Source organism: Treponema sp. OMZ 857 (assembly GCF_024181085.1).
Taxonomy (GTDB): domain Bacteria; phylum Spirochaetota; class Spirochaetia; order Treponematales; family Treponemataceae; genus Treponema.
Genome location: NZ_CP051147.1, coordinates 1702543 through 1725320 on the forward strand (window position 1 = coordinate 1702543; position 22778 = coordinate 1725320).

The 22778-nt window shown below is 43.9% G+C and carries 13 protein-coding genes and 1 tRNA gene; 6 read left to right on the plus strand and 8 right to left on the minus strand.

The features are described from left to right. The first annotated feature begins 3 nt into the window (after nucleotides 1-3). Nucleotides 4-2685, plus strand: coding sequence for a transcription elongation factor GreA (gene greA / locus E4N66_RS07740; protein ID WP_253727554.1), 2682 nt, complete (start codon nucleotides 4-6; stop codon nucleotides 2683-2685). Between the two features lie 119 nt (nucleotides 2686-2804). Further along, nucleotides 2805-5108: a vWA domain-containing protein gene (locus tag E4N66_RS07745; protein WP_253727555.1), complete on the plus strand. Its 2304-nt coding sequence runs from the start codon at nucleotides 2805-2807 to the stop codon at nucleotides 5106-5108. 92 nt (nucleotides 5109-5200) lie between these two features. Here the strand turns inward: E4N66_RS07745 and E4N66_RS07750 are convergent, their stop codons facing one another. After that, entirely contained in the window at nucleotides 5201-7033 is a 1833-nt protein-coding gene (locus tag E4N66_RS07750; protein ID WP_253727556.1) for an aminotransferase class I/II-fold pyridoxal phosphate-dependent enzyme, read from the minus strand. 146 nt (nucleotides 7034-7179) lie between these two features. Here E4N66_RS07750 and E4N66_RS07755 point away from each other — a divergent pair, with 146 nt between their 5' ends. The 3 genes from E4N66_RS07755 to E4N66_RS07765 all read left to right on the plus strand — a co-directional run bounded on the left by E4N66_RS07755 (nucleotide 7180) and on the right by E4N66_RS07765 (nucleotide 12205). After that, on the plus strand, nucleotides 7180-8520 hold the full coding sequence (locus E4N66_RS07755; RefSeq protein ID WP_253727557.1) for a DUF1015 domain-containing protein: 1341 nt from the start codon (nucleotides 7180-7182) through the stop codon (nucleotides 8518-8520). Nucleotides 8521-8651: 131 nt separating this feature from the next. Then, nucleotides 8652-10832: a YccF domain-containing protein gene (locus E4N66_RS07760; protein ID WP_253727558.1), complete on the plus strand. Its 2181-nt coding sequence runs from the start codon at nucleotides 8652-8654 to the stop codon at nucleotides 10830-10832. A 152-nt stretch (nucleotides 10833-10984) separates the two neighbouring features. After that, nucleotides 10985-12205 carry an archaemetzincin gene (locus E4N66_RS07765; protein WP_253727559.1) on the plus strand — a complete coding sequence of 407 codons (1221 nt, stop codon included), beginning with the start codon at nucleotides 10985-10987 and terminating at the stop codon, nucleotides 12203-12205. 16 nt (nucleotides 12206-12221) lie between these two features. Here E4N66_RS07765 and E4N66_RS07770 read toward each other — a convergent pair. Beyond that, nucleotides 12222-12295 (minus strand) — tRNA-Val (locus tag E4N66_RS07770). A gap of 82 nt (nucleotides 12296-12377) precedes the next feature. Between E4N66_RS07770 and E4N66_RS07775 the strand changes: the two genes are divergently transcribed. Beyond that, entirely contained in the window at nucleotides 12378-13304 is a 927-nt protein-coding gene (locus tag E4N66_RS07775; RefSeq protein WP_253727560.1) for a ribonuclease Z, read from the plus strand. Nucleotides 13305-13355: 51 nt separating this feature from the next. Here E4N66_RS07775 and E4N66_RS07780 read toward each other — a convergent pair whose 3' ends face one another. The 6 genes from E4N66_RS07780 to gatC form a co-directional block, all read right to left on the minus strand. Then, nucleotides 13356-14582: a fibronectin type III domain-containing protein gene (locus E4N66_RS07780; protein WP_253727561.1), complete on the minus strand. Its 1227-nt coding sequence runs from the start codon at nucleotides 14580-14582 to the stop codon at nucleotides 13356-13358. Next, on the minus strand, nucleotides 14572-17349 hold the full coding sequence (locus E4N66_RS07785; RefSeq protein ID WP_253727562.1) for a FecR domain-containing protein: 2778 nt from the start codon (nucleotides 17347-17349) through the stop codon (nucleotides 14572-14574). The genes E4N66_RS07780 and E4N66_RS07785 overlap by 11 nt, the downstream gene beginning before the upstream one ends. Next, on the minus strand, nucleotides 17315-19219 hold the full coding sequence (locus E4N66_RS07790) for an adenylate/guanylate cyclase domain-containing protein (RefSeq protein ID WP_253727563.1): 1905 nt from the start codon (nucleotides 19217-19219) through the stop codon (nucleotides 17315-17317). The genes E4N66_RS07785 and E4N66_RS07790 overlap by 35 nt, the downstream gene beginning before the upstream one ends. A gap of 277 nt (nucleotides 19220-19496) precedes the next feature. Then, on the minus strand, nucleotides 19497-20972 hold the full coding sequence (gene gatB, locus E4N66_RS07795; RefSeq protein WP_253727564.1) for an Asp-tRNA(Asn)/Glu-tRNA(Gln) amidotransferase subunit GatB: 1476 nt from the start codon (nucleotides 20970-20972) through the stop codon (nucleotides 19497-19499). Beyond that, nucleotides 20969-22429 (minus strand): Asp-tRNA(Asn)/Glu-tRNA(Gln) amidotransferase subunit GatA, encoded by a 1461-nt coding sequence (gene gatA, locus E4N66_RS07800; protein WP_253727565.1) that lies wholly within the window; start codon nucleotides 22427-22429, stop codon nucleotides 20969-20971. Before gatA ends, gatB begins: the two co-directional genes overlap by 4 nt. A 2-nt stretch (nucleotides 22430-22431) precedes the next feature. Next, entirely contained in the window at nucleotides 22432-22737 is a 306-nt protein-coding gene (gatC, locus tag E4N66_RS07805; RefSeq protein ID WP_006189438.1) for an Asp-tRNA(Asn)/Glu-tRNA(Gln) amidotransferase subunit GatC, read from the minus strand. Nucleotides 22738-22778: the final 41 nt, after the last annotated feature.

Below are 22778 nucleotides of genomic sequence, written 5' to 3' on the forward strand. Positions count from 1 at the left end.
AATATGTCAGATGTATTAGAAAAGAATGTCCGCGATATATTTAATGAGGAAAAATGGACACGTGCTGCCATTACAAATTATTCCATTAATAATTTTAAAGAACTCGATACACTTATTGAAGAAGCAAAAAAGAACCGTTATCTGGATGAATTAAAAGCGTTGTCCGATGAACATCTCTCTCATAACAAAACAAGTATTACGGCATTGTATATTTCGAGTATTATTGCGCTTTCAAAGCAGTTGCTCGATGACTCTTCGCTCATAACATTGGTAACCATTTTTATCGATAACCATCGAATGCAGATTGTCGAATATCTTTGTCAGCGAGTACTTGAATTCGGAGATTCGAAGTTCGCGCTGCGGACATTGGCAAACTGCTACAAAGAATCCGGTAACGGCGATATTTATGATATTTGGGAACGGCTTACTCGCATCGACTATGAAGAAGCGGATATTCCTAAGCAACTTGCCGAACGGTATCAGCAAATGGGCGATATGGAAAAAACCGTTGAGTATTATAAAAAAGCCCTCTATCGCTACATCAACCGCCATTCTTATACAGCGGTAAAAGAAGTGTGGGCACGTTTGGTTGAGTTGGTACCGCAAGAAATCGACTTTTTCTATCACGTACAGCGAAAGATAGCGGATCATCTCGGTGCGGAACGGGGCGCCGCGCTCATGCAGGACTTGTACGATTATTATAAAAAAGAAAAAGATTGGAATACCGCTATCGATATTTTAAAACTGGTGCTCACCAGCGATGATAAAGATAACTGGGCGCGGAAGGAAATTGTCGAATGCTTTAGAGAAAAATATGCATCGCACAGTCAGCTTGAAGAATACATAAAAGTATCCAATTTGACACAAAGCTGGCGAAACGTTTTTGAAGCTATCGACGATTTTGAAAAGCATATTTCTTTCGATGAAGGCTGCTTCGTATTCCACCGGACATGGGGTGTCGGGCGCATCGCAAAAGTAAACAATGATGAATTGGTTATCGACTTTGCAAAGAAACGCGGTCATACGATGAGTCTTAAGATGGGGATTACGGCTCTCCAGACGCTGGATAAAGATCATATCTGGGTATTAAAATCGATTATGAAGCGCGATGAACTGGCCGCAAAGGTGAAAACAAATCCCGAATGGGCGTTGAAAAACATCATCCGCAGCTTTGATAACAACTGTGATTTTAAGCGGATTAAGCATGAGCTGGTTCCCTCACTGTTGACCGATAAAGAATGGACAACATGGAGTACCAAGGCACGGAAAGTCGTCAAAGAAAACCCCGAATTCGGTATTAATCCTACCAATATCGATTTCTACACGGTACATACTCGTCCGATTTCACTGGAAGAAAAACTGTCGAACGAATTTAAAGCACAGAAAAATTTCTTTGAGCGGGTTGAAATCATCTTTAATGTGATGGAAAGCGGTGATACGGACTCAGACAGCTTTCAAGATATGATTAATTACTTTGATGCCTTCCTCAAAGCATTTAGTCAAGTGAATGAACAAGTGATTGCGGCCTATTTAGTCATGTCAAAACTGACCGCAGCGCTGCCGCACCTGAGTGTAACGCAACACCATAATTTTGCGGAATTATTCGCGCAGATAGAGAACCCTGCAGCCATATATCGTGACATAGAAAATAAAGAGCTTCGGAGCGCATATCTCCGCAACATTAAAAACCTTGTTCCGGATTGGAGCGATCAATATATCCGCCTATTCCCCGTAGTACTCTCTGCAGAAATACTTAATCCGCTGCTTGAAGAATACCCTGAAAAGGTAAAAGACCTCGTACTGACCTGCTTCAAAGACTATAAAGAATACCGTGAAGCGGTTATTTGGTTCTTCAAAAATGCTCAGGAAGAGCAATGGTTTAAAGATCTGAATATCGATTATGAACATGAGATTATTGTTCTTATTCATATCCTCGATATAACATACCGAGAAATTGCAAGCCGGCGGAATACCACCGAGAACCGGAAAATCAACAAGCAGATCCATACCATTCTCTTCGGTAAGGAAGCCTTGCTCGAAAACTTTATTCTCGACCATGATGAAGATGCCGTTACAAGACTCTATACGCTGGTCAGCGATATTAAGGACTTGGATCCGCCGATTAAGATGCAGCTGCGTAACCGTATTCTTGAAAAGTATAAAAATTTTAAATTCTTTGACGAAGTTGAAAAAACGGTTACGGGACGCGGCTTAATCGTAACGTCGAAAATGCTTGAAGAAAAGAAAAAAGAGCTTCAGCGGCTTATTGAAGTTGAAATACCGCGTAACTCGAAAGAAGTCGGTTTTGCACTCTCCTTGGGCGACTTGCGTGAAAACTCCGAATATAAAGCTGCAAAAGAAGAGCAGAATAGGCTTAACAACACGGTAAGCCGCTTGCAGGAAGAACTGGAACGGGCTCAAGTATTTGATCCTACGACCATTACAACAACGCGTGTCGGTTTCGGGACTATTGTTGTACTGGAAAAACCCGGCAACAGCGAAAAAGAAACCTATACTATCCTGGGCCCGTGGGAGTCGGATCCTGAAAACGGTGTCATATCGTATATGTCGCCTCTGGGTACGAATCTCTTAAACCACAAGGTAGGAGAAACGCTTTCGTTCATGGTAAACGAAGAAGAAAAGACGTATAAACTCCTCGATATTTCCGCCGCGGTAATCGATTGATACGAAAGGAGACCTTAAAATTAACCAAGTTTTTAAAGGTGTCCGATAATATAAGAAGAGCCTCTGCAACTACTCATTTGTAGGGGCTCTTTTTAGATAACTGTAAAGGGGAGTATATAATGAAAAAAATAAGGATTTTTGCCGTTGCAGCAATCTTCTGTTTAATTACATCTGCATTGAGTGCTCAGACAACTCGGCAAGAGACTGCTGATGTAATCGTCCTTATGGATACTTCCGGTACCGTGTTACCCTATTACGAGGTTATCAATAAGCGTGTACTACAATCCATCATTTCAAAATTTGTTCGCATAGGGGACTCATTTCATCTTATTTCATTTAGTGCAGTTCCTCATTATGAAATGTCTCAAAAAATTACTACCGAAGCGGATTTATCCCGCGTTGTTTCCCGTTTTATGCTTCTGTATCAGCTTGGGCAAAGTGCCGATTTTTTGTCCGGTATCAATTTTGCCGGTCAATATATGACGCAACTACCTTCTCAGCAGGCAAAGATACTGATTGTTATTTCGGACGGTATTTTTAATCCGCCCGCATCAAGCCCATATCGAAATTATACCGGTGAACAGGTAAAGACCGAATTAGCCAAGATTTCCGCTTCCATCCGTGCACATGGTTGGAAGGTATACTATGTAAAACTTCCCTTCCCCTCCGATGCAGTCATTAAAGATTTGGACGGAGCATTTTATGCCGGCAAGCTTGATGCTACAGGCTCGCTTGATCGATCAGGTGTCGATAGTGCAGTAACTTCTTCGGGTACAGCTTCCGCCGGTACAGGCAGTGCTTCGAACGGGCAGAAAGGATACGCAGCCGATACCGGCACGAATGCACAAAACAAAGCAGCAGGATCCGCCGGACAGACTGCCGGTAATAGTGCTCAAACACCGAATACCGCAACAGGGCGCGTTAATACTGAAACAGGAAGAACCGATAGTCCGGCTACCGCTTCTTCCGGATCAAATACCGCGCAAGGTGGTGTAACCGATGCTTTTACAAATCAGGCGGGTACAACAGATAGTTCGGGTATGACAGGACAAAATACCGAACATACTGCCGCATCGGCGGCCGGCGGACAGGGAACCGCTACTGGTACCGATTCAGCCGGACAAGGACTGAAAGAATACACTGATGTTTCTCAGGCCTTTACCGAAAACCTCGGTATTGAACCGAGCAACTTACCGGAAGAAGGCGGCGTGGAATTCAATGACACGGCATTCCCTATTCCACACATTATCTTTCCCGAACGTATAGAAACCTCAGGTAATACTGCCGAACTTCCGCTCACTATTATTAATGAAGCGGCAGAACCCGCTGAAGTACAATTACAAAGTGTGTCTTTGACAGCCGGCAGTGGAACTCAAAAGCAGCGGCTGGAAAATATCATTGTCCGTATTCCTCCCGAAGGAAAAAGCGAACTTACCATTCGGGTGTCACTGCCGGACAGTTTACGCAGCGAAGGTCAACACCGTACCGATATACGGCTTGACCTTGCACAGCAAGATAAAACGTTTTCCCAAGCAGCAGCCGTATTGCTCACCGTGAAACCGACATTCATTCAGTCACTGCTGCAGGGTAATCTTCTATGGATTCTGCTCGCCGCGCTGGTATTTATCCTTATTCTGCTGTTAATCATCTTTATACTCCGCCGCCGAGCTTCCGAACCTGTTAAATATGCTGCACGGATGGTCGGACAACAGTCGGATTTAAGACAGCAAAACAATGCTGTTCGGCAAACCGATCTTAATAGAAATCAGCGAGAAGCGCTTACTGCTTCCCAAACGAAATATTATCCGGAGCAGTTGGCAAATAAAACAGATCCGCGTGACACCCTGAATAGCTTCGGTTCCCAAACGGCGGCGGCAGCATCGGCAACTAAAACCGAAACAGCAGCACAGTTTGATCACCTTGCACAAGAACGATCCCGTGCTGCCGAAGGGCGTTTTGCTTTGTTAAATAGTGCAGAGAGCCATATCAACCGCCGTCCGGGACTGAATCACAGCTATTATAGCGGCCGGGTCAGTACAAAACCTTCACAGTCGGGAATGACGGAACTTTTTGTCTATAACCAAACCACACTAATTGGAAAACGGAATATTCACGTGATGAAGTCAGGAACCCGACTTAGTATCGGCGGCAGCAAAAGCGATGATTTTTTAATCTTCCTGGTCCCCTTCCCTGCCAATCTTGCGCAAGTACAGTATGACGGTAGCGATTATCGTGTTTCGATTTTAAAACCCGAATATTTCCCCTACGAAACATCGAATACAATCTATCCCTGTATTGGACGAGACATAACGGCTGTTTCAAAGAAAGGCTATCATGTTACGTTTACGTTTAGAGGCTATGAAGATCCGATGGTTAGACTGAATACGCTTCTTACGTCAATTAATTACACTGAAGATCGCTAAAAAACAAAAAGCGGGGCGTATAGCCCCGCAATCATCCTATATTGTTGAGAGCAGCTTCTGCTCTGTTTTTATAAAATAAGCAACAAGCGCCTTTATTCGTGCAATACAGCCTTTAATGCCGCTATCAGCATATCATTATCGGTTTGATCCCGTACGGCAAGGCGAATATAATTGCCGCCTTCAAAGCATTTCTTCGACGATAAATCTTTGATAAAGATATTATAGTTTTCAAGCAGCTTAACGGCGAGTTCTTCGGCTTTGACTGCTCCGGTCAACCGGCACAGGATATAATTGGCTTGGCTTGGAAAAACCGTAAGGTCTTTAATTTCCGCCAGTTTTTCAGAAAAACGGCTGCGTTCGGCGGCGATTGAATCGCAGGCAGCCGCATAGGTCTTATTATATTTATCGTAAATCTGCAAAAAGTATTCGCCGAATGAGTTAATATTCCAAATAGCATTGGCTTTTTTAATATGTGCAATATATTGTGCATCGGCGCAGGCAAGAACACCGAGCCGCAATCCCGGCACTCCATAGCTCTTACTAATCGACTTTACAACAACGAGATTTGGGTATTCAGTCAGAATATTCTCGTCAAGCAGTGTATAGCGCTTTGATTTTTCTGCAAAATCGATAAACGATTCGTCAAAAAAGAGAACGGTACCGGTTTGCTTCAATTCCCCACAGAGCCGCAATACATCATCTTTTTCTAGAAAATTTCCCGTCGGATTATCAGGATTGATTAAAACAACGGCCTTTGCATGCTCTTTTTTCACCGTCCCGATAATATCGTCCACTGAATATGAAAAGGTTTGCATATCGGTCGGCACGGGCACAACCTTGGCGAGCGAGAATCGTTCAGGGTACTCGTTAAATGTAGGGAATGGAATAGCGACGGTACATTCGGTAAATTTTGCGAGTGAAGAAATCAATTCCGCAGCGCCGTTTCCAACGACGATATGTTCCGGCATTACATTAAATATTTTGGAAGCGAGGAGACTTTGCTGTGCTGCCCCGCTCGGATATTGCGTTAACAGCGTTCCGAAACTGGCCGTCATTTCGCTGACAAGTTTTTCCGGTGGAAAATACGGATTAACCAGATAGCAAAAATCCTTGAGCTGAGGGAACCGCCAATAACCGCCGTACCGTTTTTCAAGGCTGTGTAGTTTTTCGCGCCCTGTCATGAATCGGTCTTCTGCAATAGCAAGATCGGCAGGATCGTCAATTTCATACCAATCCTTTCCGCTTACCACCAATCCTTTTAAGGTCGATGACGATAAGAAAGAGATAACTTTTAAAACCTGCTCGTAGTATTCATTTTTGCCAAAGGCTTTTTGATAGGCATCGAGGAACGGCAAGTAGTATTGCTGTGAAAACTCTTTAGAAAATTTATAGATATTGACGGTCTTATAGTAATATTCGGTATCCGACCAATTAAAACGGACTTTATCAAGAAGGGCGGTAATACAGTTATTTTCATCCAACAAGGTACAAGTACCGTCCATCCACGATTCAAATGGCGAAACAACCGCAAGGTTCTTATCGGGACTGGTAATCAGGCGGGTTAGAATTTCAGGTTTAAAAATCAAGTCGCTTTCGAGCAGGATGGTATCATCCTTTGCCATTTCATTTCCGGCAAGATATAACGAATAGATATTATTTGTCGTATCATACACAGGGTTTTCAATGTATTCAATTTTCATGCCGTGCAGATTAACCGCATTAAACTTTGAGGCGATAAAATCTTTTAAAAGCTGCCCCTTATATCCGACTACAACCACAAGCCTATCTATCTTATTTGCCACAAGCGCTTCTATCGTATATTCAATTAATGTTTTTCCATTGACCTTGACCATACATTTTGTCGCATCCTTCGTGTACGATCGGAGTCGCTTTCCCATTCCCGCCGCTAAAATAATTGCCTGCATTATATTCCTCCACAAAAATAATTAAAACAGTATTTTATTATTATAGGGCATATATACGTTTTTAGCAACTCACAGATACTGTAATGCTCATAGATACCCTAACTCTGTGTCTGGAATTTATTTTTATTATCTTTTATACTGTTGGTATGAATATTTTTGAAAAATGTGCGCTTAGGACGCCCGATATTTTACTACCTCATAAAAGTGTTAACCTCACCGCATGGTCTGTGATCGCTTGCGACCAATATACGCAGGATACCGATTATTGGAGCAAAGCTGCCGCGGTTGCAAAAAACTGTTATTCAACATTGCACATGATTTTGCCGGAAGTCTATTTAAATACCTTTTCCGATGAACAACGGAAGCAAGAAATTATCAATATCCAAAAAACAATGAAAGACTACCTTGCAGCAGGTGTTTTTGCAAATCCCGTGCATTCCATGCTTTATATCGAGCGAAAAACAGCCTATAATCGCTTGCGGAAAGGGATTGTTACCTGTATCGATTTGGAAAAATACGATTGGCGGACGGACTCAAAAGCGGAAATACGCGCAACCGAAGCTACGATTGTGGAGCGGCTTCCCCCGCGGATGGAGATTAGGCAAGGAGCGGCGTTGGAAATGCCGCATATTATGCTGCTGGTCGATGATCCTGAACGAATTTTAATAGAAAAAATCGGCGATTCCATCCATAACGCTCAAGCTACACCGATCTATACCGCACAGCTTATGCTGAATTCCGGCAGTATTTCAGGCTGGGCTCTTCCTGCCGACTGTTCTGCATATATGGAAAAAGCGCTTGAAAAACTGTACCGAGCCAATACCGGCGCTGACGGTTCGGTGTTTATGTTCGCGGTAGGCGACGGGAATCATTCTCTTGCAACGGCAAAAGCCGTATGGGATGCGTATAAGCGGCAACACGGAGGCGTTCAACAGCCGAATGGTTCCATTTCGCTTCCGAACAATCTTGAGACCAATCCGCTGCGCTATGCTCTTGTCGAAATTGTGAACCTATACGATTCAGGCCTTACCTTCGAACCCATTCACCGTGTTATCTTCGGTGCAGACAGTAAACAATTAATCGCTTTCTTGCAATCAAAACTAGGGGGTAAGGTTATAGCTTGTTCCGATAAGCCAGAATTAGTGCACAAAGTAGAACATTCCTCCGCTTCGTTCGGTTTTATCGCTGCAACCGGCGAGCTCACTTGTCTCGAAACCGATATGACCTGCCTCGCAGTAAGCGCTCTGCAGCCGCTTTTGGATGACTTTATCAAAACGCACAACCTTCAGATAGATTATATTCACGGTTCCGAAGAGGCTTTCCGTATTCCGCAGAATTCCGATGCAGTTTCCCTCTTATTACCGCCTATTTCTAAAGAGAGCTTTTTTTCGACCATCGCCGAAAACGGCTCGCTACCGAGAAAAAGTTTTTCGATGGGAGAGGCTAGTGAAAAGCGGTTTTATCTTGAATGCCGGAAGTTGATATAAAAAACAAGTACCTCTAAAAAAACTAAAACTTTTTGGAGGTACAGCTCTGTCCACTTCTTACTGATTTTTTGATTAAACACCCATCATTGACATTTCAAGCGGAATCATCGAAAATATCTTCACGAGGTATTATGATACTACAAAAAAATACTGAACAGCACCGCTGGAATTTTTCACGCTTCGGCGGTGTTACCCAGGTCATTTTGAAAAGTGCAGATGATATTACCCATTTGCACGAACTTGACCAGAAATTATGGACGGTATTGGCAATGCCGACTCAGGGGATATTTTTTGATCCTAGAACAATTGCACTGCTCGACTATGACGGCGACAGCTTCATCCGTCCCCCTGAAATTCTAACTGCCGTCGATTGGCTCAGTGCGCAGCTTTCAGATCTTTCTTTATTAATGGAAGAAGGAAATTCAGTACCGTTGGCATCGATTAAGGATGAAACGCTTTGCGCCAGTGCCCGATGGTTACTGGATCATATCAAAAAGAATGATGCACAGGAAATTTCGATAGCAGATATAGAAACGCAAAAAAAATTCTTTGATGCACATACACCTGATTGTAATGCACCGATACCGACTGACGGTTCTGATGATGATAAACTAAAACATCTCATCAATATTGCCCTTGCCTCTTGTATCGCAAACGGTACACTTGCAGACGGAGTTCAACAACGTATTCTGCAGGATTTAATGGCCGATGCCGAAGCATTTTTAGCATGGGAAACATCTCTCGCAGAAGAAGGAATTTTGCCGCTTGATCTGGAGCATACTCAAAAAGCAACAGCAGCACTTTCCGCAATAAAAGAAAAAGCGGATGATTATTTTTTACGCTGCACATTAACCGAATATGCACCGGATAAGGCTCCCGCCTTATCCGCCGATGAACAGGTATTCCAACAACTTGCAGCCGAAAGTATTCATTACAATAATGAAGCACTGTATGCATTGCCGCTCGCCGCCGCAGCCGCTGATAAGCCGTTGCCTCTGACAAAAGGAGTCAATCCTGCATGGAAAGCAAAGCTGCAAACCTTTGCAGAAGATGCTGTCCTACCGCTGCTCGGGCACAAGGAATGCATTACACAGGATGAATTCACCCTTATCGTACAAAAACTGGCGCCGTATCAAGAACGCTTGAACAGCAAACCTACGACACCGGCAGCTTTGCTCAGCGTTCCATTCTTACAAGCACTCACAAACGGCGAAAAACAAGGAGAAGTTTCCTCGTTAATTCGATATGCATTAACAATCGAAAAAGAACGCGGAAATGTATCCAATTTGGAAAAACTCGTACTTCTACGCCGCGATTTTGTTACATTATTGAAAAACTATATCAGCTTCAGCGACTTTTATGAGGGCAAAGGTTCGGTTTTTCAAGCCGGTGTATTGTATTTTGATACACGCGCAGCGGACTTATGCTTTGAACTTAACGGAGACGCCCGCCATGCGACCTTGGATACACTTTCCGGAGCCTATTTGGTATACTGCGATATCAGCCGCAAGGGAGAAACAACTAAAAAAATCGTTGCCTTGTTTACAAACGGTGATAGCGACAATATCGTAATCGGTCGAAACGGTATTTTCTACGACCGCATCGGCAAGGATTGGAATGCAGTTGTTACAAAAGTTATTGCCAACCCGATCAGTGTCCGGCAGGCGTTCTTCATGCCATATAAGCAACTCGCTGCAATGATTGAAACTCAAATTGCGGCACGAGCTGCAGCGGGCGAAGCGAAATCAGCCGATTTGCTTTCCAAGACGGCAGCCACCGTCACAACCGCTGACAAACAAGCCGCAGCAGGTACAGCCCCAGCACCTACCGCACCTGTAGCCGCCAAAAAACTCGACTTAGGAACTATTGCCTTGATCGGTACTGCATTAGGCGGTATTTCAGCCTTAATCGGCAGTATTCTGCAAGCATTATTCGGATTAGGTTTTTGGGTTCCGCTCGGACTTATCGGCATTTTACTCTGTATTTCCGGCCCGTCGATGATTTTAGCTTCGATGAAGCTGCGTAAACGCAGTATTGCTCCGATTCTTGAAGCAAACGGCTGGGCAGTAAATATCCGCACAAGAATCAATATTCCGTTCGGAACTCAGCTTACAAAACTTGCCGCTATTCCATTCGGCAGTATCGTGGTTCCCATCGATCCCTTTGCCGATAAGAAAAACGGACGGAAAGCTCTGTTTATCATACTCGGTATACTCATCGCCGGGACTGCCGCTTTCTGCTACTTAAAATTCGGTTTACATTTCCGTTTTTCGGATATTCCGACGTATTTAAAAAATCTATGGAATAAATAAAGGTTCAGTATGGGGATGTCCCAAAAGTTGGTTACTTTTTGAACATCCCCGTCGAATTTAAAATTAAGTCTTTATACAGCAATGACTTAATTTTAAACGTCGCATCTAAATCTAAGGAAACTCTCTCAAAACTAAAAAGAGAGGTAAAAAAGATGAAAAGAGAAAATAAATACCGAACGATATTCGGCGTCATCACATTTTTTTTATTTTGTGCGTGTACATCAAATAACCGGTCAACTACAGATAATCCGTCAAGTGAAAAGCAGACCAACAACCTACATGAATTGGAACGTCAAGCTGCGGAGCTTGACAGAATGTTCAATGTTTCTGCCCGGAAATATGTCGATATCTATTTTACATTATCCGACATATATGCTGAAAAACAAGAATATGAAAAAGCCTATCAAAGCGTTATCAAAGGATTACAGCTCGATTCATCAAACTACCTCTATCAATATAGAGCTGCTTATTTTGAATTTTGTCTTAAAAAATATAAAGAATCTTTTGAGCGTCTCCAATATATATTGACAGCCTGTAATGATTTATCAATCATACAGTGCTGTACTGAGCTATCGGCAAAGTTTCCGAATATGCCTCTTGAAAAAGAGACCGTCCAACCGATGTATGCAAAATCAATACTTGTCCTCGTATTTCCCAATGCACACACATTGGCAGCCGATGCAGTCGCAGAACGAATACGGCAAGATTTTAAACTATCAGTCATCAAGGAGTATATCGATATTCCTGAAAGCACTGAGCATACCAGAGACACCCTTGATGCATATATACGCGAGTACATCACCCAATTATACGAGAAGCACAGCGAAACAGAACTTGCACCTATTTTGGAAGAAATAGGATTGACAAAAGATGATTTAAAAGAAAAACAGAACAGATTATTATTTATGAAATATGCCTTTATCCAATCGGGATATGACCGGAAAGATTGGGAAGATTTTAATCGAGAATATACGATGCAATATGATGCAAATACTCTTATACGACAAATAAGACAATATACAAAGCAAAAACTTACCAACCCCAATATTATCGGAGTGTTGGCTATTACATCAAAGGATATTTACTCCGGTGAAGATAATAATAACTTTCTGTTCGGGTTATATGACCGGCATATCGCTATTATGAGTTTGCACCGCTTTATCACCCCCGAAGCAAAAAACAGCGTTATTATAAACCGTGCTGTGATGCAGGGACTGGCCTCTGCCGGACACCTCATCGGTATTCCACGCTGTTCAATAAAAGGCTGCGCACGAGCTTATGCACATTCGCTTGCGGAACAAGATACAAAACAGACGTCACTTTGTTCGGAATGTATTAGGAATATTAATACGGTATACCAATCGTTCGATTAGACATTATGCGGAGGGATGGGCAATGCTGGAATCGAACCAGCGACCCCAAGCGTGTCATGCTTGTACTCTAACCAACTGAGCTAATTGCCCGCATTCAAATAAATAACAAAAGAGATTTTATCCTATTTTACTATTTACGTCAAGCCCCAAAATAGGTATACTTCTTCCATCTATGAATCTTGAAGCGTTTATCTTGGGCTGCGGGGGCATGATGCCTTTACCGTATCGCCATCTTACTTCGGTACTACTTCGCCGTGAAGGCGATTTATTTCTTTTTGATGCAGGCGAAGGCACACAGGTTTCCCTACGCCGCCTAAACCTCCGATGGAAAAAAATCAATACCATCTTTATCAGTCATACCCATGCGGATCATGTAACGGGATTACCGGGAATTTTGATGCTATCGGCGCAGGTTGACCGCGATGAGCCGCTCTACATTATCGGCCCGCCGAAAATCAAAGAATATGTCGAAACAAGTAGGCAAGTTCTCGATATGTATATCAATTACGAAATTATCATCCAAGAAGTTTCCGAACCGGGCATTGTATATAAAACCGATGAATTTCAAGTACGGGCGTTCCGGCTTGAACATACCAAGCCTTGTCTCGGCTACGTATTTGAGGAATTTCCCCGTCCGGGAGCATTCGATCCGGAGGCGGCACGCAGACTTAATGTCCCATGCGGACCGCTTTGGTCAAAGCTGCAGGCAGGAGTGGCAGTAGAGGCAGCGGATGGTACTATTGTAGAAAGCAGCCAAGTCCTTGGCCCGCCTCGAAGCGGCAGAAAATTCAGCTTTGTAACCGATACAAAATATTTGCCAACCATTGCGCCGGAGGTTGCAGGATCCGACTTCTTAGTCTGCGAATCCATGTTTGCAAAAGGTATGGAACAGGATGCCGCTGAAAAAAAACACATGACTTGTACGCAGGCAGCACAAATCGCACGAGATGCTGCCGTCAAAAAGATGGCGCTGATTCACTACAGTCCCCGTTATACGGATTACGACTTAAAACAGCTGCTCAAAGATGCACAAGAGATATTCCCCAATACGGTTTTATCAAAGGATCGGATGGTGGAAACTATCGAATATCAAGATTAAGTATGTGAAACCTCTAAAAGCCACCTCGGTTTTTAGAGATTTCCCAACTCTTTAGAATTCCCACCCGATGCCCAACTGCGGTTGGATAATATATTTCGGGAATCCCTTTCCTTTCCGAATAGGAATTATATGGTCAAGATTAACTTCGATATATAGTCTTTTATACACATATACATATAATGCCGTGCCGACATTAACAGTTAATCCCCAATACCATGCTTTATCGCTTGTTATCTTTTGTGTCGCATTGTAGGTAAACTGGGTGTTCACGAGAAACATAGTACCTAATCCGGCATGCGCATCGAATACCAACCGATGTTTAATAATGGGGTAAAAATAAGCGGCATTCAATTGAGCAAACAATACCCCCGCACTCAGCGTATACCCATCGGTTTTATTTTTTAAATAGGCTCCCGAACCGGTAAAATTAAAACCGAAATTCCCATAAAACCGCTTTATCGGAACAACGGTAAACCGCAAACCTCCCCCCAACGCGGCAAAATTTGCACCGAAATATTCTTTTTTAGCCAATATATCATTTCCAATAAAGCCGTTAAAAACATAGTTACCCGAAATAAATATATCAAGCGGCTTTTGGAAGCGGAAGACAATATCGTCTTTTTCTGCCGAAAGATCACTCGGATCAACCGCAGCAAATGTATACGTTCCCGGATTCGCCTTCGTAAACTCAAAAGAGACAACTGCATGAGTTCCGTTATCTTTTAGCTCACTCACAGTCCCGCGTAAAACCGCTCCGCTGAAATTGTTTGTAAGAATAAAAGACGTTTCTTCATGAAAATTCTTACCGGTTATGGTAAGGGTTTGACCTTCCAACTCGTCAAAATTGATAACTTGCGGAGAGACGGAAGCAACTTCCGGTTGATACGCAATACGGATGGCAAAGTTACGGTATGGAGTTGCATCTTCTTTTTGCCCTAAAAGGTTGATAACCCGTACACGGAAACGGTAATCTCCCGGTGGCAAAGAAACGTCTGCATAATTCGTTTTTACAGTGCGTTTATCTATCACGCGCCATACTTTTGTTTTTCTATCCTGCTGTTCAAGGTCAAATTCAAACCCCAAAATATCATCCAACGCTTCCCACGACAAACGCTGCACAAGCATAACACCTTTATCAGTTTCTTTAAGAAAATAATTTTTCTTTTCAGTCCCCGCTTTTTTTGAATCCTCTACAGGGGAAGAACGCTCTTGCGCCGATAACGGAATAAAACAAAAAAAGAGGATACCGGCAAGCAACAAACCGTACTTATTTTCCATATAAAACTCCTGTTTCATCCGTCGATACCGTTCGTCCCTTAGGTATATCTATTTTGAAACGTACACGCGACACAGTACCGTCTTGGAATACTTTTCCATTACTTAATCGCCGTTGCGCTTTCACTTCTGCAGAGAAAGTGCCGGGGGATAAACGCGCAATGTCTTTAAAGCTGACCGCCGGCTCTGTTGCACCATCTGCACGGATATCGGTTGTAAATATCGAACGCCCGGCAGAATCGGAAAGTTTAAACCAATAATGAGTCGCATCCGGGACATTGCTCCACCTAAAATCAATACTCCTGTTTGACTTAAAGAAAGCGGCATCCAACACAGTATCAGTTTTAGGGAAACCGAATACAGCTTGCGGCAATGGAGGTATCGGTAAAACGGTAAACGTAAACCGCTTTCTCGATGAAATATCAAAACCTTCCGGAACGGTAGCCTTTACTTCCCAGGTATATTTTCCCGATTCAAGCGCAGGTGCCTGTATTGCTGTAGGCGGATCCGATACTTCAAAAACCGGATTCGCAGTACCGGACTTTCTCAATATGAGTTTTGACGAAGCAGGAGGAACAATCGATTCCCACTTAAAGGTAAAGGGATCAAGCGCTGCCTCAAGCCCGCCTATTTTTATCCCGTCAGCAGGATACAATAGTTCCACAGGCTTTAGATGCTTGAGCGCAAAGTTATGATCAACAGCCAAGCCGTACCGCCGTGTAGACGTTACAGAAGCGGAAGCAAAACCTTGAATACTGATGCGGTAGCCCCCTTCTAAAACATGTTGCAGAGCAATTTCAACTTGAGTCTCCGTAATAAATAAATTTTCATATAACGGAGAATCTTCATTACCGATTTTTGTAATACGCACCTGATAATAATCGGCCCCTTTAACAGGAGACCACGCGAACTTTGTTTTCCCTGAAGGAAAAACAATAACCGTACCACCGATACCGAATAAGTTCGGCTTATCCAACGGAGGCGCAATAGTAAAATGCTTGGTTTCGGTTTTTATAAGACCGATTTCACTGTCGGCGATAACTCGCCAGTACCATTGACCGTGCGGTAGAGAAATCCCCTCAATACCGTTACCGGATGTTTTTACATCAACGGCAAGCGTCGAGAAATCTTTAGACGCAGATACTTGGAAATGTTTTTCCGTTTCGACATTTGTTTTCCATGTAAATCGGGTATCAGGACACAGAGTATCCGCAAGCACATATCCATTCGGCGGGAAAATACCGCGCAGTGCATAATCGGTATTAACGGTTTGAAATTTAACGGGAGTTGAGGCAGCCATTTCGGAACCCTTTGAATCGATCCCTGATACCGTCCAATAATAATCGCCATTCGGCAGAACCGCTGCCGCATCATCAAGTTTAAAAGAATTCGTTTCTACGATTGTATCGACTACAACCGTCTTCATTTCAGCATCTTTTGCCACTTTAAGCCGATAAGACTTTGTTTCGGAGATATTTTTCCATGCAAAAGACATTCCTTTTCCACTTGAGGTTTCCGCCGTTGCTTGAGGAAACAATACCTGCGGAGCTTCTTCAGCCGCAGTAGATTGTTTTTCTATATGAAAGAATGCCGTCTTCGATGACTCAGGTGCATTTTCAACATTGATAAGATAGCGGGGAGTAACACGCCAATACCACGTTCCTTCAGCAAAATCAGACAACGTAAGCGACTGGGTATTAACGAACCGGCTTAACTGAGGATTTTTCAGTTCAGGATTGTCGGCAACTTCCAATAAATAAGAAGCAACGAGGGAATTTCCCTCCCATAAGAAACGGATAGCAGGGGGTGCCACCGTATATGCATACTGCGCTTCGACTGCCGGTTCCAACAACACCGGAGCTGGGGCGGCAATAATATTCACCTTACCGGATTGAGCATTAACAGCAGACTCAGCACCTGCTGCAGCAGAATACAACCGCCAATAAAACGATCGGTTTTGCTTTGCAAGCGTATATTCCGTTAAGCCGGTAAGCGTATATTTTTGAACTTCATCGGAAAAATTACTGAGCGGCGAAGTCTCCAGTATTAATTCTTCGGCAGCAGGTAAAGAACTTTGCCATTGGAATGCTACATCAGTGCCGTTTCCGCTTTGATTGAGCAATCGCACATTTTTACCCGGACTAACAACCACCAGAGGTGTTTGTATGCCCGTCTGTATAACCGCGCCTTGTGTCAGCAGTTCCGTTTTCTCCGCCCCATCTTGTCCGGTAACGGCAGCTTCTCCCCTTTCCACGACAAGCTGAAGATTTCCTTCGCCGCTTTTATCGGCGCGGAATGAAGATCCTTTTGAAATCTTTGCCGTGGTATTTTCCGAACTAATCAGCATATTGGAAGAGTCAGAGGTTTCAACCGATACAAGGCCGTTCGTCAGATCGATTCGGGATTCTTCGTTGTTGACAAATACCTGGATCATCGTACTCGAACCGAGTTCAACGACATTGCGGTCAACAAAATACAATGTCGCCTCTGCTTCGGGTGAAGTACGTATAGTATCGCCGTTGTACACAGGAGAATTCTGCTGTGGGCGATCCCAAACGGCACGATCAAGAAACTTGCGCTGAACCGATTTATACTTAAAAGTTACGGTCGCAACCGGTGTTTTGTCATTGCGTGAAAACGTTCTGTTTAAGTTTTTAACAAATAAAAAAGAAGACGCAAAAATCACCAACAGCGACAAGACAACCACGGTAATGTCCGTGCCGACATTTGTAAAGCTAGGATTGGATTTTGTATTTTTTCTCGTCTTCATTAAGATTCACCTTTGCAAAATCGGGAATGGGAATCCCCAATACCTTTCTAATCTGATTAAGACTCGTCGGGCCTTTTTCACCGGCACCCGGGATACCTTTTTCATTGGGCATATTAATAACCGCAAACATACGGAGCGGCTTTTCTTTTCCTTTAACGGTAACCGACGGCATCTCTTCTACGAGAACTTGATCATGTACAAGTTTGTAAGTGTATTCAGTGATAAGGATATCGGTACCCATCGGTTTATTCAAAGCTTCCGTTCGGGATGCAAGGTTTACCGCATCACCGATAACCGTATACTCCATACGCTTTTGAGAACCGATTTGCCCCGCAACAACATGCCCCGAGTTAATACCGCAACCGATGCGGATAATCGGCTTTTTATCGCCGCCGCGTCCGCGGTTAAACTGCATAAGAGCTGCCCGCATACGAAGCGCTGCGCGGATACAATTCAACGCATCTTCACGCGGAGAACCGGAACTTGTCGGCGCTCCCCACACTGCCATAATCGCATCACCGATAAATTTATCAACAACACCGTGGGTATCGGTGACGCATTCAACCATCTGAGTCATATACTCGTTTAAGAAACCGACAACTTCAAACGGTTCGAGCTTTTCAGAAATAGCAGTAAAAGAACGAATATCGGAAAAGAATATGGTCGTTTCTTTAGTTTCACCGCCGAGAGCCAACCGCCCCTGAGCGGCAAGCTCTGCGATCTCTTTATTGATAAACCTGCCGAAAGAATCCTTGAGGCGTTCCCGCTCCGCGAGTCCTTTTCCCATCTGCACGAAGCTTGACGTTAAGAGACCGACTTCATCACGTGTTTTCGGCTTTAAGTCCAGCTCATATTCACCCGCTTCAATTTGATGAGCCGCAACGGTCAGCAACTTAATCGGGGTACTGATACTCTTTGATAAAAACCATACAAACATTGCGGAAAGGGCAAGTACCGCTACGCTCAAATAGAGGTTCCGCTTTGCCGTATCGTTGACGGGCTCAAGCACTTGGGCAGCTTCTGCGGTGGTAAGAACCGCGGCATCTCCAAGCGAAAGGCGCGTATAGGAACCGAAGTATTTTTTGCCGGTCTCATCTTGAAACAGCATCTGCCGGTTGGTATCTCCATTTTCTCTCATTTGAGTAAAAAGCGGGAAAGAGGCCACATTCGTACCCCGGCGGATAAGATCAAAATCGGGATGAATAAGCACATCACCAGTATCGTTGACAAGATACGTTGTTTGTAATGTTCCTTGACCGACCACATCGGAAAGTTTTTCTGCAGAAAAGAATACCGCAAGTCCTTGGGCAAGCCCTTTTTCTCTATACGGATAAAATAAGACCAGCATCGGTTGATTAAAAAGAGGAGTGGCATTGAGGATTTTCATAATTCCCTGCTCTACTTGAACCGACGCCTCTCGTTCTTGCTTTAAAAATGCTTCGACCAGCGAAGGGTCAAGCTCATGGGATAAAAAGAATGTCGTATTCAGCAGCGTACGGTCGATACCATCGGGACGCCGCGAATCGGTAACCAGAACAGCGGCAACCGAAGGATTTCGTTCAAAATAAAACGCAGCAGCTTGTTTTGCAAAACTGCTTGAACTCTCGGCCGTATTAATAAGATCCAACAACAGAAAAGCATTCGCTCTAATAGAAGAAAGTTCATTTTCAACAGAATTTGCAGCCTGTGCGTTTACCGTTCGGTTGTTTTCTTCAGCAGTTATTTGGACATCTTCGCTGCCAAATAATGTTACCAAAAGAGTAATCGTACCGAGTGCAATAATGAGTAAAATGGAAATCATTATAACCAATTTTGCACCGATAGGAAAACGTACTTTCTCCTGCTTCATTTTTTCATTTTGCCCTAACATTTTTTTCTCCGTATTCGGAATGATCATAGTTTTCGCGAGAAAATACATACAATGAGCTAGTTTATACATTTAACACATTATATTCTATGACTATTATTGTGTAATTGTACTACAACTTTCTATTTACCACAAGGATAGATATACCCAAGAAATATAAAAGTTAAAAAAAGAACCGTGGTTATCGTATTTTACTATACGCAACACCGCCGGCATGGTACCGTAAGCCCTCTAAAAATACGATTATGAGAGGGCTTTTTTACGTCATTGTATCATGCAGTTATAATGCAGCGAGTTTGTTTCGTACCAGTTCCGTCGTCTGATTAGGATTCGCCTTGCCTTGGGACTTCTTCATCACCTGCCCCATCAGCCATCCGGCAACATTGGTTTTGCCTTTTTTCCAGTCGGCGATAGCTTGAGGATTGGCCGCAAAGACTTCGTCTACCAGTTTTTCGATAGCACCGGTATCGCTTACCTGCGTCATTCCCCTCTTTTTGATGATCTGCTGAGGATGTTCTCCATTTGCCAACATCTCCACAAAAACATCTTTTGCCTGCTTGCTGGTAATAGTCTGTGCATCAAGCGCATTGACCAATTCGGCAATATGATCGGAACCGAAGGGTAACTGATCAAGCCCAATATGCTGTTCGTTTAATACCGCAAGTACTTCCGCAAGTACCCAGTTGGCAACTTTTTTAGGATCCTTTGTTTTAACGGCGGCAGCTTCAAACCAGTCAGCCAAGTTCCGTTCTGTTGTCAGCGTTTCCACATCAAATTGAGAAAGACCGTATTCTTTCTTAAACCGTTCCCGTTTTGCAGCCGGTAATTCTCCGACTGTTTTACATACCGAATCGATGTATTCGCGGCTCAGCATCAACGGAGGAATATCGGGTTCACGCATAAAACGGTAGTCAAGCGCAGAATTTTTTGTACGCTGGATAACGGTCTTTCCACTCGGTTCATCCCAGCCCATGGTACGCTTAAAATCAGGGGAATACTCCTGCCGATCCGTTTTAAATTCCTCAAGCTGCCGCTGTACTTCATATGCACAAGCATCGCGTACCGTTCTAAAGGAGTTCATATTCTTAACTTCGGAAATCGGTGTCCGGTATTCTTTGCCGTTTTCAAATACTTTCAGGTTGATGTTTGCATCGCAGCGCATCGCCCCTTCTTCCAAGTTACCGTCGGTAACGCCGATAAACTTTAAAATTTCCCGAATCGTTTGCATATATTGAGCCGCTTCTTCAGGGCTTTTCATATCCGGTTTAGATACGATTTCTATAAGCGGAACCCCACAGCGGTTATAGTCTACATAGCTATGAGATCCTTCAACATGAAGACTTTTACCGGCATCTTCTTCAAGGTGAATGCGCTCAATTCGGATTATCCGCATCTCGGGCGCTTCATTGGGAGCTGCCATATTGATTTCAACTTTACCGTTTTCGCAAATCGGTTTATCGAATTGGGTAATCTGATAGCCTTTAACCAAGTCGGGATAAAAATAGTGTTTGCGGTCAAACTTGCTGAATTCATTAATGGTACAGCCGAGTGCGAATCCGGCCTTAATACCGAGTTTCACATATTCGTCGCCGATAACGGGCAAGGCGCCGGGAAGTCCCAAACAAACCGGACAGACACGGGAATTCGGCATTCCGCCGTAGCGGTTTTCACAAGAGCAAAAAGCCTTTGTCTTTGTTAATAATTGGCAGTGAATTTCACAGCCGATAATTACTTCGTAAGATAATTCCGAACTCATACCCGTGCCGCCTCCAACGTTTTTGCCAAGCGCAAGATTTTTTCTTCAGAGAGCTTCGCGCCCGCGATTTGCATACCGATCGGACGACCGTCCTGCGCTTTACCTGCAGGTATCGACAGCGCCGGAATATGGGATAAATTAACAAATGTCGTAAATAAATCCGAAAGGTACATCGCAAGCGGATCGTTTACACGTTCACCAAGTTTAAATGCCGGCGTCGGTGCGGTCGGGCAGAAAATGAAATCATACTGCTGTAAGACCGACCCTACCTCTTTTTCCATACGGGCGCGGACACGAAGCGCATTTTCGTAACAGTCTCCCGATAGGTGATGAGATAATACATAGTTACCGGTTATGATGCGCCGTTTTACTTCACGCCCGAACCCTGCAGAACGGGTCGCGCAATATAATTCATCATATCCTTTACCCGGATCTTTGCGTAAGCCGTAGCGGATTCCGTCAAAGCGGGCAAGATTGCTTGATGCCTCGGAAAGAGCAATAACATAATACATTGCAATAGAGGATTCCAGCACCGGAATGGAAACAGTATCGACTTGCACACCTTTTGAAGTAAACCATTCACGGTATTTTTCAAATATTGCTGCGATATCCGTATCCAAACCTTTCGCTTGGGTAAATTCTACCGGTAAGGCAATCCGAAGTTTTTTCAGTTCGCTGTCCGTATACGGTTCTAAATGCGCACAAGCGGAAAAATCATGCTGAACGCTCGTTTCATCATGCGGATCGGAACCTCCCGCAACGGAAAGGCCTAAACCGATATCGTCTATGCAGCGGGCAAAAAGACCGACTTGGTCAAGCGAAGAGCCGAATGCAACCACACCGTAACGGCTGATAGCACCGTAAGTCGGTTTTAATCCGTATATTCCGCAATACGAAGCGGGAAGGCGCACGGAACCGCCTGTTTCGGTACCGAGCGAAAACGGAACTTGAAACCCGGCAACCACCGCTGCGGAACCGCCCGAACTGCCGCCGGGCGTCAATGTGCGGTCTACGGGATTATGCGACGGTCCATATACCGAATACTCGGTTGAAGACCCCATCGCAAATTCATCCATATTTGCCCTACCAATCGGTATTGCGCCGGCTTCCATTAAGCGGGTAATCACCGTTGCGTTATACGGAGCCTTATAACCTTCCAATATTTTACTGCAACAGGTACAGAGTTTTCCGCGTATTGAAATATTATCTTTTACAGCAAAGGGCAACCCTAAAAGCGGCTTACCGGTAACCTTTCCTTCTTTCCGCAGCGCATCGGCTTTTTCTGCTTGCGCTTCCGCATCGTCAAAAAATTCAATAAACCCATGCAACGGCGTCGCTTGCTTCTCATCTTCCTGATACGCAGCCTTTAAGGCACGCACAATATCGACAGAAGTTACCGTCCCCGCTTCAAGGCACGTTTTTAATTCGGCTAAATTTGCTGTACAAAGATCCTTCATGATTACACCCCGCTCCCAAGAACTTTAGGTACACGGAAATAGCCGTCCATATATTCGCTCGACATTTTTTTCAAATCCGATTGCGTTATACCGGCCTCAATAGTATCGCTGCGCAGTAATCCTTGCGAAAGCATTGCCGCGTTGTCCGCCTCCGCAGGCACATCATACTTTTTAAGAATATCAAAATATTCAACAATTTGACCAACCTGTCCGGCAATAGACTCCATGTCGCTATCGTTGGAAGAAAGGCGCGAAAGATAGAGTAAATTGTCAAATACTTCAGGAGTAATTTTACTGTTTTGAGCCATCGTTTTTCCTTAACCCATAAATATTTAAGAGAAATCTCAAA

Excerpts from the sequence above, each read along its gene's own strand:
- greA (WP_253727554.1), top strand. The coding sequence starts at position 4 with ATGTCAGATGTATTAGAAAAGAATGTCCGCGATATATTTAATGAGGAA.
- E4N66_RS07745 (WP_253727555.1), top strand. The coding sequence starts at position 2,805 with ATGAAAAAAATAAGGATTTTTGCCGTTGCAGCAATCTTCTGTTTAATT.
- E4N66_RS07750 (WP_253727556.1), bottom strand. The coding sequence starts at position 7,033 with ATGCAGGCAATTATTTTAGCGGCGGGAATGGGAAAGCGACTCCGATCG.
- E4N66_RS07755 (WP_253727557.1), top strand. The coding sequence starts at position 7,180 with ATGAATATTTTTGAAAAATGTGCGCTTAGGACGCCCGATATTTTACTA.
- E4N66_RS07760 (WP_253727558.1), top strand. The coding sequence starts at position 8,652 with ATGATACTACAAAAAAATACTGAACAGCACCGCTGGAATTTTTCACGC.
- E4N66_RS07765 (WP_253727559.1), top strand. The coding sequence starts at position 10,985 with ATGAAAAGAGAAAATAAATACCGAACGATATTCGGCGTCATCACATTT.
- E4N66_RS07775 (WP_253727560.1), top strand. The coding sequence starts at position 12,378 with ATGAATCTTGAAGCGTTTATCTTGGGCTGCGGGGGCATGATGCCTTTA.
- E4N66_RS07780 (WP_253727561.1), bottom strand. The coding sequence starts at position 14,582 with ATGGAAAATAAGTACGGTTTGTTGCTTGCCGGTATCCTCTTTTTTTGT.
- E4N66_RS07785 (WP_253727562.1), bottom strand. The coding sequence starts at position 17,349 with ATGAAGACGAGAAAAAATACAAAATCCAATCCTAGCTTTACAAATGTC.
- E4N66_RS07790 (WP_253727563.1), bottom strand. The coding sequence starts at position 19,219 with ATGTTAGGGCAAAATGAAAAAATGAAGCAGGAGAAAGTACGTTTTCCT.
- gatB (WP_253727564.1), bottom strand. The coding sequence starts at position 20,972 with ATGAGTTCGGAATTATCTTACGAAGTAATTATCGGCTGTGAAATTCAC.
- gatA (WP_253727565.1), bottom strand. The coding sequence starts at position 22,429 with ATGAAGGATCTTTGTACAGCAAATTTAGCCGAATTAAAAACGTGCCTT.
- gatC (WP_006189438.1), bottom strand. The coding sequence starts at position 22,737 with ATGGCTCAAAACAGTAAAATTACTCCTGAAGTATTTGACAATTTACTC.